General features: G+C 36.6%; 15 protein-coding genes. 11 read left to right on the top strand and 4 right to left on the bottom strand.

Annotated elements, in window-relative coordinates; translation table 11 throughout:
* Positions 1-6 precede the first annotated feature (6 nt).
* Positions 7-633, top strand: a complete 627-nt coding sequence (locus tag V5M37_RS25160; RefSeq protein ID WP_423799626.1) for a class I SAM-dependent methyltransferase — start codon at positions 7-9, stop codon at positions 631-633.
* A 42-nt stretch (positions 634-675) separates the two neighbouring features.
* On the opposite strand, the gene V5M37_RS25155 is transcribed toward V5M37_RS25160, so the two are convergent.
* Entirely contained in the window at positions 676-1,737 is a 1,062-nt protein-coding gene (locus V5M37_RS25155) for a beta-propeller fold lactonase family protein (RefSeq protein WP_423799625.1), read from the bottom strand.
* A gap of 460 nt (positions 1,738-2,197) precedes the next feature.
* Here V5M37_RS25155 and V5M37_RS25150 point away from each other — a divergent pair, with 460 nt between their 5' ends.
* On the top strand, positions 2,198-2,347 hold the full coding sequence (locus V5M37_RS25150; RefSeq protein ID WP_423799624.1) for a FeoB-associated Cys-rich membrane protein: 150 nt from the start codon (positions 2,198-2,200) through the stop codon (positions 2,345-2,347).
* A 213-nt stretch (positions 2,348-2,560) separates the two neighbouring features.
* Entirely contained in the window at positions 2,561-3,490 is a 930-nt protein-coding gene (locus V5M37_RS25145; RefSeq protein ID WP_423799623.1) for a F510_1955 family glycosylhydrolase, read from the top strand.
* A gap of 75 nt (positions 3,491-3,565) precedes the next feature.
* On the opposite strand, the gene V5M37_RS25140 is transcribed toward V5M37_RS25145, so the two are convergent.
* Positions 3,566-4,165 (bottom strand): YdhK family protein, encoded by a 600-nt coding sequence (locus tag V5M37_RS25140; RefSeq protein WP_423799622.1) that lies wholly within the window; start codon positions 4,163-4,165, stop codon positions 3,566-3,568.
* 335 nt (positions 4,166-4,500) lie between these two features.
* Between V5M37_RS25140 and V5M37_RS25135 the strand changes: the two genes are divergently transcribed.
* The 6 genes from V5M37_RS25135 (at position 4,501) to V5M37_RS25110 (ending at position 8,819) form a co-directional block, all read left to right on the top strand.
* On the top strand, positions 4,501-4,710 hold the full coding sequence (locus V5M37_RS25135; protein ID WP_423799621.1) for a DUF2933 domain-containing protein: 210 nt from the start codon (positions 4,501-4,503) through the stop codon (positions 4,708-4,710).
* A gap of 73 nt (positions 4,711-4,783) precedes the next feature.
* On the top strand, positions 4,784-5,332 hold the full coding sequence (locus V5M37_RS25130) for a hypothetical protein (protein ID WP_423799620.1): 549 nt from the start codon (positions 4,784-4,786) through the stop codon (positions 5,330-5,332).
* 127 nt (positions 5,333-5,459) lie between these two features.
* Positions 5,460-5,834: a metal-sensing transcriptional repressor gene (locus V5M37_RS25125; protein ID WP_423799619.1), complete on the top strand. Its 375-nt coding sequence runs from the start codon at positions 5,460-5,462 to the stop codon at positions 5,832-5,834.
* Between the two features lie 145 nt (positions 5,835-5,979).
* On the top strand, positions 5,980-7,359 hold the full coding sequence (locus tag V5M37_RS25120; protein WP_423799618.1) for a sensor histidine kinase: 1,380 nt from the start codon (positions 5,980-5,982) through the stop codon (positions 7,357-7,359).
* Between the two features lie 16 nt (positions 7,360-7,375).
* Positions 7,376-8,050: a response regulator transcription factor gene (locus V5M37_RS25115; RefSeq protein ID WP_423799617.1), complete on the top strand. Its 675-nt coding sequence runs from the start codon at positions 7,376-7,378 to the stop codon at positions 8,048-8,050.
* Positions 8,051-8,450: 400 nt separating this feature from the next.
* On the top strand, positions 8,451-8,819 hold the full coding sequence (locus tag V5M37_RS25110; RefSeq protein ID WP_423799616.1) for a hypothetical protein: 369 nt from the start codon (positions 8,451-8,453) through the stop codon (positions 8,817-8,819).
* A 141-nt stretch (positions 8,820-8,960) separates the two neighbouring features.
* Here V5M37_RS25110 and V5M37_RS25105 read toward each other — a convergent pair whose 3' ends face one another.
* Both V5M37_RS25105 and V5M37_RS25100 read right to left on the bottom strand, forming a co-directional pair.
* Positions 8,961-9,473: a DoxX family protein gene (locus V5M37_RS25105; protein WP_423799615.1), complete on the bottom strand. Its 513-nt coding sequence runs from the start codon at positions 9,471-9,473 to the stop codon at positions 8,961-8,963.
* Positions 9,474-9,761: 288 nt separating this feature from the next.
* Positions 9,762-11,348, bottom strand: a complete 1,587-nt coding sequence (locus tag V5M37_RS25100) for a multicopper oxidase family protein (protein ID WP_423799614.1) — start codon at positions 11,346-11,348, stop codon at positions 9,762-9,764.
* Between the two features lie 213 nt (positions 11,349-11,561).
* On the opposite strand from V5M37_RS25100, the gene V5M37_RS25095 reads away from it, so the two are divergent.
* Positions 11,562-12,071 (top strand): ubiquinol-cytochrome c reductase iron-sulfur subunit, encoded by a 510-nt coding sequence (locus V5M37_RS25095; protein WP_423799613.1) that lies wholly within the window; start codon positions 11,562-11,564, stop codon positions 12,069-12,071.
* A gap of 266 nt (positions 12,072-12,337) precedes the next feature.
* On the top strand, positions 12,338-12,811 hold the full coding sequence (locus tag V5M37_RS25090; RefSeq protein WP_423799612.1) for a hypothetical protein: 474 nt from the start codon (positions 12,338-12,340) through the stop codon (positions 12,809-12,811).
* Positions 12,812-12,884 lie beyond the last annotated feature (73 nt).

The following is a 12,884-nucleotide window of genomic DNA, read 5'->3' as shown; positions in this document are numbered from 1 at the left end:
AATGAGGTGATTTACTTGGGGAAGAGTGTTAATGAAATAATAAAAAATCGATATAACAGAGTATCACGAATTTATGACATGATGGACCGGATGATTAAAGAGCACTGGAGACAAGAGCTTCTTTCAACCATTTCCGGTGATGTTCTTGAGGTTGGAATAGGGACAGGAGGAAATCTGGTTTATTATCCTAATTCTATCAACTCTCTTACCGGCATAGATTTCAGTCAAGGAATGTTGAAATATGCAAAAGAAAAATCGGTAAAAATGAAGTGTAATTTTCCGGTAGAATTGGTAGAAGGAGATATCCAGGAACTCCCTTTTCCTGACAACACATTTGATGCAATCGTTGCAACATGTGTTTTTTGTTCGGTACCGGATCCGGTTAAAGGTTTGCAAGAATTAAAAAGAGTTTGCAAACAAGACGGCTGCATTAATATGATTGAACATATGAAAAGCGACAATAAATGGGCGGGATTTGCCATGGATTTATTAAATCCTTTAACTGTAAGGCTTTGGGGGGCAAATATTAACCGTGAGACTATAAAAAATATTAAGTTGGCAGGTCTTAATATAGAAACGAATGAGTCATTAATGGGGTCAATTGTCCGAAAATTGGTTTTAACAGTAAAATGACGTGTGACTATTATTCACACGTCATTTTTGATTGTACGGAGTTTAGGGAGTAATACTAATCCCATTTGGAGTATTGCCGACCTGTATTGTTTTGATCACCTTATTTTGAGCATTGTCAATGATGCTTACAGTATCTTCAAACATATTTGTTACATATGAAAGTTTATTATCAGGGCTCGTTACCACACCATGTGAGCCTTTGCCTGTTTCAATTGTTGCCACCACTTGTTTCGTTTTTAAGTCTACCTTCGACAACGAATGAGACGGGGAATCTTCTGTTCCCTGGTTCGCAACATAAGCAAATTGGTTATCCTGTTGAATGTACACTTGTGCGGGACCATTGCCGACCTTTACTTTGTCTACTTTGTTTGTAGCTAAATCGACAATAGCGAGGGCATTTTCTTGATTCAATGTAACTACTAAAGTTTTATTATCATCGGTTATTCCTGTGGTAACCGGTGTTGTGCCCACCTCTATTTTTTTCTCCTCTTTCATGCTTTCAAGATTTAAGATACTGACTGAGTTTTCTCCCATATTTGCCACATAGGAATATTGGCTGTCCTTCGATATTCTAAATCCATGCGGGCCTTTACCGGTTGGGATTGTTTGAACAATTACATATTTTTTCGTATCAATAATGGAAACGTTGTTATCTTCATTGTTTGTTACTAAGGCATACTTCCCATTTTCCGTAAAGACGATGTGGGCAGGGTGGTTTCCAACCTCGACTTCTTTTAAAACCTTATCGGTATTGGAATCGATGAAGATCGCTTTTCCCTTCATTTCCATGGAATCATCATGTCCATGCATCATTTCCGGAACAACCGTAGCTGCCACCACTTTTCCATCAGGTGAAACCTGGACGTTATGAACAGCTCCGTCAACTTTAAGAGTCGAGATAACTTTTTGGTCTTTTACACTGATTTTTGAAATGCTTCCACCCTCATTTGCGGTAAATAGAAACTGACTTTCCTGATTCGCAGCGGGAGCTTCCGTCTTCTTATTTGTATTTTCGTTAACGTTATCAGATGTCTTCCCGCACCCGGTAAGAACTAATGCCAGCATTAAAATGCTAGTGAAGAATAGAGCGATTAATCTCTTCATTTGTTATTTCTCCTTTCGTTTTCACTGTCATGATAGTTCTTTGGAACAGCTTAATGTAGTGATGTTCATCACAGCAAAAAAACATTAAGGGTATTCTTTAAACTTTTGTGAAAATCCATAATTCCTGCAAACTTTTTCGTTAAAATGAATAATCTTTGTAAACGATCAATGAAATAATAGCAAACCTAAAAGAGATGGATGTTAATAAAATTGCTACAAAATCTTGTTACTTTCTGCACAAATTCTTTATACACTTCGAACATAGATTAATATTCAATTCTAAAAAAAGGAGATGGATGTATTTTGAATCAGGAACATCTAATGAAACATACACTCCGGCAAATGGAGAGGGAAGCGAAATCTTCAATAAACAAGAAGAAAGTTTCCCAAAGCATCTTCAGTCGTTTGTCCAATGCTTTAGTGGTAAATAAAAGGTTAAACATAAAAGGGGGAATGGACCATGATTAATTGGATAATAGGAATTGTTATTTTTTTAATAGCCGGCGGGGTTCTCGTTAAAAATATTAAAAGATCGGCACAAGGAAAATGCCCTTCATGTTCTTCGGATTGTTCTTGTAGCGAGGAAAACTGTCAGTGCAGCCAATCTTAGAAAAAATATAAAAAATAGCTTCCAGATAGGAAGCGATTTTTTATTTGGTGCATATCAGAATGGCTAAAATTTTATACATTCTAAAAGTAAATACTTGGATTTTGAGCGTTTTATGACAATGAGGAAAAATGCACAAATTCTCGATACTTTTTTGATATATTACATACATAAAGAACATTATTTTATTATAAAAGATACTTAGAGGTGAAAGTAATGAAAAAATTAGCTATATTTTCAGTTTTGTCCTTAAGTTTAATTCTCTCCGCTTGCGGATCGTCAGGGGAATCGAAAATTACCCCTGTAAAAAGCGGTAAAAAGATTGAAGACATTCACGGTGTAGGTGTGTCAAGCGATGGTATTACATACTTCGCTACCCATGAAGGGCTTTTCTCGACAAAAGATACAGGGAAAACATGGAATAAAGTGGGGGCTGCCAGCGATGATTTGATGGGTTTCCACTTGCGTTCGGACGGAACGATGATAACAAGCGGTCATCCTGGAACAAATTCTGATTACCCGAATCCAATGGGAATATTACTTAGTAAAGATAAAGGATTAAGTTGGAAAGAAGTCGAATATACAGGCAAAATTGATTTCCATTTACTAACCTCCTACCATCATGATCCAAAAGTTATTTATGGGTTCAACCAAATGGGCACTGGGCAATACGGGGCAGGGATATATAGCAGTACAGATGGCGGGGAAAAGTGGGTCAAGGTAGAACCGAAAGGATTACCTAGTGATCTTCATAAAGTATATTCTTTACTAGTCCTCCCAGAAAATGAGAAAACATTATTGGCTGGTACCGAAGAGGGAGTTTTCATTTCTAAGGATGGAGGGAATACCTGGGACGTATTTGATGATTCCCGCCTCATTACAGCGATGACCCTTATGCCGAATGGGAAAGACATTATTGCCTATTCAATAAGTAATATGAATCAAGGTGTCATGATTAGTGAAGACATGGGTGAATCGTGGACAAGTATCGGTTTGAATTTAGGGGAGGATGCAGCTTCCGCTATTTCGGTAAATCAAAAAGACGCTAAACAAATAGCTGTTTCAACATTCAATACATCTCTTTATGAAACAAAGGATGGGGGAGAGAATTGGGCGCAAATTATCACATCTGGAAAATTAAAATAATCATGTAAGAAGCAAGTTAAAAACACCAGTAAAGTCAAGATTCTATCTTGCCTCACTGGTGTTTTTTGGGGGGATTTATTTTGCTGAAAGTTCGCTTTCTGTTACCCATTTATGATTGGTTACTTTTTCCCCGGTTGTGGAAGTGTAATCAACCATATAAACAGTGGTTTTTTGAGCAGAATCAATGACTGCCTTTGCACCTTTCATGCCTTTCATATGGTCCGCCTCTACAATCACTTCATCACCCGGTTTATACGGCTTGTCACTGGCATCCTTAATTTCTTCATGAATGATCCATTTATGATTAGTGACTCTTTCTCCTCCAGTCGTTGGATCATAAGAAATTGAATACACTGTTGTATCATATGCTCCTGCGATGGTTGCTTCGGCACCGTTCATTCCTTCCATGTGGTCAGCATGAATAATAGCTTTGCTGCCAACTTTAAAGGTCGGATTCTCTGCTTCCTTTAAACCTTTTGGAACTTCACCTGAACCTGAATGATTCATTCCTTCCATTCCTTCATGGCCCATAGTGCCTGTACTCTTTTCTTGCTCTGTTTTCTCACCTTTATTCATATTTGAATGATCAGTCTCATTACCACCATTAGAGCAAGCAGCTAAAAATACCGCAAGGATCAATGTAAGAAGAAATAAGGTAGTTTGTTTAATTTTCACTATATTTACCTCCTTAAACTTGTTTATTTTGTCAGTATATAACACAAATATGCAGAATTAATGGAGAACCGTAGGTAATTCCTAGTATCTTTAAAAAATAATATAACCAACTTTGTAAAAGAAATGGTACAAAAAACAATAAAATTTGATACAGAATGGTTCTTATGGAATTCTTTGTGTAACAATCTCATCGGTACAGATGATCTCATTTATTAGTTGAGAAATAGATTTTTCTTTCAAAATGTTGTCACTCCCTCTCCTTAAAAACTGCACAAATATGTTGGAAAATAAGGCAAAGGGAAAAAGATTCTAAAGAGATAAAAAGGGGAGTGGTTATGGTGGAATGGGTGCAATATTTAATTCTTTTACTTTGTCCGCTAATGATGATCTTTTGTATGAAAGGTCATATGGGAGGTCACAAACACCACGAAGAAACCGATATTACGAAGAATTTAAATAAAAAGATTAAATATCTTCAAGATGAAAATGAGATGCTTCGGGAAGAAATTTTGCATCTTTTGAAGTCAGAGAAAAAAGAGTCCTAATTTATAAGGCCGTAACCTTTACAAGGTTCCGGCTTTTAAAAATATTTATTTTGAAATCTGGGAGGCAAAGTATATGAAAGGAATCAAGATTATATTTTTTTTAATCGCCCTGTTCGCAGTTGGGGCAATCGGCTTTTATGCTACAAATTTAATTATTAACGGGAATGAGGCAGAAGGCAAGTCGATGGCCGATCAAGTAAAACAAAACCAATCCAATGTTGCTAAAGCAAGGCCAAATGTTGAAGGTATGAAAAGTGAATTAACAAAATCCAATTCGGAAGGAGCAGTTGCCATAAAAACCACTTTATTGCCGGAAAAAAGCAGCGGCGGCCAACTAGTTTTTGAGGTGGTTATGAATACCCATTCGGTTGATTTATTACGGTATGATCTATCCCAACTTGCTTCCATTTCCTTTGGGGCAGATATAAATAATACGGGAACATTTGAATGGCTGCCAACAAATAAAGATTCACATCATATGATGGGGAATTTAACATGGAATGGGACACTTGATAAAAATTATAAAAATATTGATCTCGAAATAATTAAGATTGATAATATTCCTTCCAGAAAGTTTACCTGGGGAAAAAGTAAGGCAATTGATGAAATTTTGAGCAATTAGAGAGAGTCTTCTATGAAGAGCTGGCTGTTTACAATATTGGAAATTTGAATATTTAGTGAATTGTTAGATAAAGGTATTATATACAATAGGGGGGTATAGTAATATATTGTTTGTAGGAGGGTGTGTGATGAGGGGGAATTGCCCACATTTAGATACGCCACATGATAAATCACTGAATACCAATAAATTACCCCGGCTATATTCTGAAAGCACAAAAAGGGATATAGAGTTACGTCTTAACCGTATTGAGGGACAAATTAGAGGGATTAAGGGGCTTATTGGCAGGGATACTTATTGTGATGATGTAATTGAACAAATTGCTTCAGCTCAGTCACCCTTAAACGGAGTCGCTAAAATTCTTCTTGCTGCCCCCAATGATAAGAAAATGGCTCCTCGCCGGCATTGTTTATTTACTTATCGTAATGGCGGCTTATGGATTATATATACTGTAACCGTTCAACCAGATTCTATTTCTCCACATAATGAGACGGTAAATCATTGATAGCTAGTTAAGGCATAGTGGTTAAATACCTCTATGCCTTTTCGTTTTAAATAACAACTATAAAATAGCTTCTCCTTAATTTCTTGATATTTTTAAAGTATGATGATATTACAAATACCTCCTGATTTAAAAGGAGCCAAATACAATGAAAAAATTATTAATAACAAATAGCATTTCCGTTAAATTGGGCTTACTTTTTAGTGGAATATTTATTACTTTGCTGTTTATTTTAGGCTCAATCCTGTATGGGGTCTTTACCCATTTATTTGTTGATTATATTAAACAGGACTTGCTGGTAAGAGGAAATAATCATGCCATCGTTCTAAAGGAGCAATTTAACCAGCCAACAATCGAGCATGTTGTCAGAATGGAAACAGGAGTAACGACAAAGGTATTAATCACGGATTCCGGTCAAAGGGTTCTTTCAGGCTCTATACATGTTAGCCGGGATGTAGAGAAGCATTTGCTGGCAAAAGACAAAAAACTTACGGAAGGAATCGTCTTAGAAAGTGATTGGAAGCATCATAATTATCTAATCACCGTTTCCCCGATTGGAAAAAATGAAGGCTATGTTTATATGTATTACCCTTCCGGCATTCTACGAGAGATTGTCATAGTATTAAATGTATTAATGATTGTTGTAGGTATAGGAATTTTACTATTGGCTTTCGGAATGATTGGCATATTGTCAAGAAGGCTTACAAAGCCTTTGCTTATGATGAAGGAAGCAACAAATGAAATGGAATTGGGGAATTACAGGCAAAACATTCCTATAACAGGTAGTGATGAAATCGCCCAATTGGGAAACTCTATTCAGTCACTGGGGGAACAACTTGACTATTATGAAAATAGCAGAAATGATTTTCTTGCTGCTGTTTCTCATGAGCTTCGCACTCCATTAACCTATATTAGGGGTTATAGCGATATTCTAATCAAAGGCATTGATAAAAGCACTGAGGAACGTCGTGAGTACCTAAAGATTATCAATGAAGAGACAAAACGGATTTCGCATCTTGTCAATGACTTGTTTGACTTGAGTAAACTGCAAGCAGGAAAATTTGAGTTAGAAAAGGAATGGACAGATATTAATTGGATTATCCAAAAGGTGATAACAAACCTAAAACCTGCCGCTGAAAAAAAGAACCTGCAAATAAAAGCGAGTTTAAAGGATATTCCTGGGGTTTATCTTGATACGCGAAAAATGGAACAGGTTTTTTACAATTTAATTGAAAATGCGATTAAATATACCACTCAAGGCGAAATATCTATCCGCTCCTATTTAGAACAAGAATTAATCATTATTAAAATTACAGATACAGGGATTGGAATTCCTCAATCAGACTTGCCAAAAATTTGGGACCGATTTTACCGTGTAGACCAATCACGAACGAGAAAAACAGGCGGTACCGGGCTCGGTCTATATATAGTTAAAAAAATCATCGAATCCCACGATGGGGAAATTACAGTGGAAAGCATGGAAAACAAGGGATCTGCTTTTACAATTTATTTGAAAAATAATTGCTAATTAAAGGAAGAGGCCGATGAAGAAAATATTAATAGTCGATGATGAGTTTCAAATGAGACAGCTTTTACGGCTTTATTTACAGCAGGAAAATTATATGGTGGAAGAAGCGGAAAATGGAAGGGAGGCTTATGAGAAAGTCGTAAAAAATGATTATGATTTAATGATACTGGATGTTTTAATGCCAATGATGGATGGCTGGCAAACACTTGAGGAAGTACGGAAGGTTTCAGATTTACCGATCATCATGCTAACGGCAAGAGGGTCTGTTAAGGATAAGGTTACGGGTTTGACCAGGGGGGCAGACGATTATTTAGTAAAACCGTTTGAGGAAGAAGAATTGCTGGCAAGAGTCCAGGCATTGCTGCGCAGGACCTATCCTAGTGAAGCCAATGAGGAAATTTTGAAATATGAAGGAATTATCTTAAATCTGACTGCACATGATGCCACCTTTATGGATAAAAAAATAAGTCTTACTCATACAGAGTATGATTTACTGAAAGAGCTGATAAAGCATCGTGGAAAGGCGTTATCAAGGGAACAGCTTGTGGAGTTAATATGGGGGATAGAGTTTATGGGAGAAGATAGAACCGTGGATTCACATATTAAACATCTCCGCGATAAGCTGAAAACAGCCGGAGTAAAAAAGGATATCGTCAAAACAGTTTGGGGGATTGGATATAAAGTGGAATAAGGTGAGAGAATGAAGAAATTATTACCGATCACGATATTAATATTTTTTATAATTCTGGGAGTATCGTTTTTGATATTTGTCCTAAGAATGATTTGGTTTCCCCCAAACTCAATGGGAATGATGATGGGGAAACAAATGATGCTTCATCATATGTATTTTTGGTTTGGCCAAACCTTTTGGTTAAGCTTGATTTTTGTAGGAGTACTTATTTTTGTGTGGTTAATCCTTAATAGAAAGAAAAATAAAAAGTAGTACAAAAAAGCTTTCAGAAAGGTGTGTTAAACTTCTGAAAGCTTTTTTGTTTGAACGGAAATCTCCATATTTTCTACATGTTTCTCTTCTATAATTAAAGTGTAGATAAGAAAAGGCAATAAAAACAGTAAAAAAGGAGAGATTGAAAATGAGAAAAACTTTTATTACAGGGATTTTAGCCGCTTCGTTAATTGTTGGCGGAGGGCTAGGTATTATAAGTGCACAAGCAAAAGATAATCCGGATACTGCAGGAAAAGCTAAGCAGGTACAGGGGATGGACATCAACCAAATGAGCGAAATGATGAAATCAGGCAATCTGGGGAATATGCAAAACATGATGGAATCAGGCAATATGGGTGACATGCAAAACATGATGAAGGATGGTGTCATGAATTTTGGTCAGATGAAACCCTATATGAAAGAAATGCATCCCGATTTAACAGATCAGCAGTTGGAGGAACATTATAAAAGCATGCATGGCACTGGCGGATCAGAGAACAGTAAAAACTTTCAATAGATAACGTCAAAGCACTTCATGAAAGCTGTCGAGAATTCGGCAGCTTTTTATTTGGCAAAATTTTAAGAGGGTCAAAAAAGAAAAGCGGGACGTAAATGTCCCACTTTTAATAAATTATTGTCATTAAATTAAAAACATTAATTATGATGATTTGGCCGTTGCCGTGTTATTTTGTTTGAAAACTCGTTTTCGGAAAAAGGGAACTACCCAATTATCTAAACCGTAACGTCCAGCGTTAAAGCCTGCAAACAAGATGATGGTACCAAGGAATATGTCTACCGGGTTTGAGGATACCGTACCTGCCAGAAAGAAGGAATAATTCATGATAAGTGCAAAGAAAGCAGCTGCTGTTGTCAGACATCCAAGGATAAGGCCTAAACCGATCAGGAATTCCCCAACTGGAACGATTACATTAAATACGTCCACATTTGGGAGTGCAAAGGAATTAAGGAATGAAACATACCAACTATATAGAATATCTCCTTCTGGGCCTTTAACAGGGTTTGTGATGGCATTTTTCAAGAATCCCGAAGCGTCGAATCCACCCGTAAGCTTGTGAAACCCTGCTGTCAGAAAAGTATACCCAAGATACAATCTCATCACCGTCAATATCCCTGCGGCAATCTTGTTATCTCGCAGCCATCTTACAGCCATTTTAAATTACTCCTTAATAGAATTATTTACATCTTAAGGATAGCAGTTATTTTTATAAAAAAGGGATTTTTGAGGGACTTTTCAAAACATTGTAAAAATGATTTGAACATATTTTTAACAAAACAAATTGGGAATTTCCCTCCATCATTTCTTAATATTTATATGATTTATGTAGAACAACAAATTATGGACGTCTTAAAATAAAACTTACAATAGATATTGTTAATACTCGTGGCTCAAAAAAATACGGCCCAGAATGGCCGTATTTTTTTGAGATAAAATCAGTAATTATTCAGGCTTGTTGCCCGCTTTAGAATCAGGTGTAAATCCAGGTTTAAAACCTTCGTATTTGACCAGATCCACCATTCCTGCGGTAGCATGATGTAAATCATGACAGTGGAACAGCCAATTGCCCGGGGTATTTGCTTCAAATGCAATGACATATTCATCACCCGGCTTAAGGTTGATTGTATCCTTCATGATTGGTGATCCTTCCACCGGTACGCCATTCTTGCTTAGTACTTGGAAGAAATGACCATGCAGGTGCATAGGATGATCTCCTGTAGGTGAATTGTTAACTAACTTAACTTTCACTTTATCCCCTTTTTTCACTTGGATGGCATCAGTGTTAGGGAATGATTTCCCATTAATTGTATAAAAAGTATTTCCATCCTTTTGGGCTGTATTTAAATCCATTGTATATTCCACGTCATACTTCTGGTTCAATGTAAACTTACTTTCTGTATTTTTGCCATAGGAATTGAAATTAAAGACAGGAAGTGTTTCTTGCTGATTCGATTGATCTGCCGTATCTTTTGCTCCCTCGTAGCTAATAACTGTTTTCATTCCGCCTGTTCCATTCATGTCTCCATGATCCTCAAGGAACCATTTGCCAGGGTTATTAGCGGTAAATTCGATATCATAGCGTTCACCAGGAGCGATGGCTACAAGTTGGTCCTGAATTTCCTGCGGCTCATTCAGTTCCTGGCCATCAATAGCGACAACCTTGAATTTATGACCGTGAAGATGAATGTTATGAGATAAGAAACCTATATTAATAAGTCTCAATCTAACTTTTTCACCTTTTTTAACGGATAACGGTTTAATAGAATCACCGCTTTTTCCATTAATCGTATAGATATCGTACATACTCATATCATGAGTCATGGAGGCTTGCCCATCTTGGGATTCACTTTGCTGCTCACTATTATTGCTGGAATTACCGTGATTCATTCCACTCATATTGCTATGATCCATTCCGCTCATCTGTGAATCCATTTCCGTTGGGTTGCTCATCCATTCATCAAGCATTAATGTAAAATCTTTGTCATAGGATTTCTCTTTTGGCTCAACGATAAAGGAGCCGTAAAGTCCCTTATCCAACTGATTAACACCGTCCTGATGGGTGTGGTACATATAGGTTCCTGGAACGGAAGCTATAAATTCATAGGTGAATGATTCCCCAGGCTGGACTGCATTTTGCGTTACACCAGGGATTCCATCCATCTCATTCGGCACAGGAATACCATGCCAATGAATAGAGACGGGATCGGGAAGTTCATTTTTTAAATGGATCTTAACTTTTTCCCCTTGTTTGACCCGGATTTGCGAACCGGGAACGGAACCATTGAACGTCCAAGCTGTTACATTTACATTATTATTTAATTGGTGATTCGCTTCCTTGGCAACAATATTAATGGTATTGCCTGTCAGAATTTTCGTGTCCGTACTTTGAGGTAATCCTGCCTCCTTTTTTTCTTCGCTCATATTCATTTGATCATGATCCATCCCGCTTGTTTGTCCATTTTGTGTTTTTGAACAAGCAGCCAAAATTAATATGGTAATAGCTATTAAAGTGAGAAATTTAAATTTCACTTCATCTACCTCCTTTTTTCAACGTTAATCATAATAAATAAATTTGCAGAAAGTATGAATTTGGAAATGAAAACGACAAAAGTCACTTTATCTCCTACATGATTGGATTTTTTGAAACAGGTAATGCACAAAATGAATTTTAAATTGACTTTTCAAACTACAAATTTTCTGCATATTTTAATGATAAGATTTCCAGTAAGGAGGGATTTTCTTATGCCAAAGTGGAGTAGGAGGAAATTTTTGGGTAACTCGTTAAAGGGTACGGCGGGGTTGTTAACAGTTTCGGTTTTACCTCTAGGCCTGGCAGCATGTAGTAAAGACGATAAACCAAAAGACGTCAGCTCCATGGCGAATTTGGGACCGCTGAGTGAACTTGAGAGGGGGGAGTTTCCGAAAAAAGTCAATTATAAGGTAACTTACAAGGACGCATGGGTGACCCAGGAGGAAGAAGGATTCGTATATATTAATAAGAAAAAGGATGGTAATTTATTAATTATGGCGCCTATTTGCACTCACCTGGGCTGTACAGTACCTGAGGCAGATGAAACCTTAAAAAAGGAAGGTGTATATTTTAAGTGTCCGTGCCATGACGGTCAATATGATGAAAATGGCATCAATGTAGCAGGCCCGCCACCCCGTCCGTTTGATGTTTATGAAGCAGTTATCCAAGATGGAAATCTATACATCTCCGTTTTTGACAGAATTAAGCGGGAAAAAAGCTAAGGAAGGTGTTATTATGGGATGCTGTGGACATGACGGAAATAAAAAAAGTATTTCAAACAAGTGGTTTGTCCTTATATGGGTTTCAACGATTGGAATTGCAGCAGCCATCGGCTACTTTTTACAATGAAAAAAATATATTATAAGATTTAGGCTGTGTTCCTTTAGGGATCCAGCCTTTTCATTTTCTTCATTTTTTCTGCAAACTTTCACGATAATTAAACGCTATAGTTAAAAAAAGATGTAATATCCAGAATGGAGTGACTATAGTGGAAACAAAAAGTAACTTTAAGCAAGAATCAATAAGCATTTTGGTTGAGATAAGGCATCTGGTATCCGAACATCTAAAAGTCCAAAAAAGTGTATTTGATTCTTCAGTAAGACCCGGAATTCGAATTCCATTCTTCTCTAAAAAAATTGATTTCAAAAGTTTATATGAAACTAATAAAAAAATTCAGAACGAAGTAAATAAAATAATTAAACGAATGCAGAATGACAAAAAAGAATTAAATATAAATCCCTTTATTTTTGGTGGAATAAGGGAATATGCACTTTTATTTCACAATTCTTGCGACAAGCTTTCACAAATTGCTTTAGCATTACACCTTGATTCAAAAAAACAAAAAAAATTAACAAATGAAGAATACAATAAATTAGTTAGTGAATATCGACTAATGGAAAACTCAAGATTGCAAAAAGGTACAACCATACAAAAAATCGCATATATGCTTGCGGAAGATTAACATTTAACCACTTGCAATTTAAAGAAGTTCAAAAGAAAAGCGGGACGTTAATGTCCCGCTTAGTGCCTTTGTT

It is taken from the genome of Neobacillus sp. SAB-20_R2A (assembly GCF_049568635.1).
GTDB lineage: Bacteria > Bacillota > Bacilli > Bacillales > Cytobacillaceae > Neobacillus > Neobacillus citreus.
Note: the sequence above shows the minus strand (reverse complement) of the source record. Positions and strands in the feature narration are given on the sequence as shown.

Bases quoted from the DNA above. Each gene is read 5' to 3' on its own strand.
- V5M37_RS25155 (WP_423799625.1), bottom strand. From the start codon at position 1,737: ATGAAGAGATTAATCGCTCTATTCTTCACTAGCATTTTAATGCTGGCA.
- V5M37_RS25150 (WP_423799624.1), top strand. From the start codon at position 2,198: ATGATTAATTGGATAATAGGAATTGTTATTTTTTTAATAGCCGGCGGG.
- V5M37_RS25145 (WP_423799623.1), top strand. From the start codon at position 2,561: ATGAAAAAATTAGCTATATTTTCAGTTTTGTCCTTAAGTTTAATTCTC.
- V5M37_RS25135 (WP_423799621.1), top strand. From the start codon at position 4,501: ATGGTGGAATGGGTGCAATATTTAATTCTTTTACTTTGTCCGCTAATG.
- V5M37_RS25130 (WP_423799620.1), top strand. From the start codon at position 4,784: ATGAAAGGAATCAAGATTATATTTTTTTTAATCGCCCTGTTCGCAGTT.
- V5M37_RS25125 (WP_423799619.1), top strand. From the start codon at position 5,460: ATGAGGGGGAATTGCCCACATTTAGATACGCCACATGATAAATCACTG.
- V5M37_RS25120 (WP_423799618.1), top strand. From the start codon at position 5,980: ATGAAAAAATTATTAATAACAAATAGCATTTCCGTTAAATTGGGCTTA.
- V5M37_RS25115 (WP_423799617.1), top strand. From the start codon at position 7,376: ATGAAGAAAATATTAATAGTCGATGATGAGTTTCAAATGAGACAGCTT.
- V5M37_RS25110 (WP_423799616.1), top strand. From the start codon at position 8,451: ATGAGAAAAACTTTTATTACAGGGATTTTAGCCGCTTCGTTAATTGTT.
- V5M37_RS25105 (WP_423799615.1), bottom strand. From the start codon at position 9,473: ATGGCTGTAAGATGGCTGCGAGATAACAAGATTGCCGCAGGGATATTG.
- V5M37_RS25095 (WP_423799613.1), top strand. From the start codon at position 11,562: ATGCCAAAGTGGAGTAGGAGGAAATTTTTGGGTAACTCGTTAAAGGGT.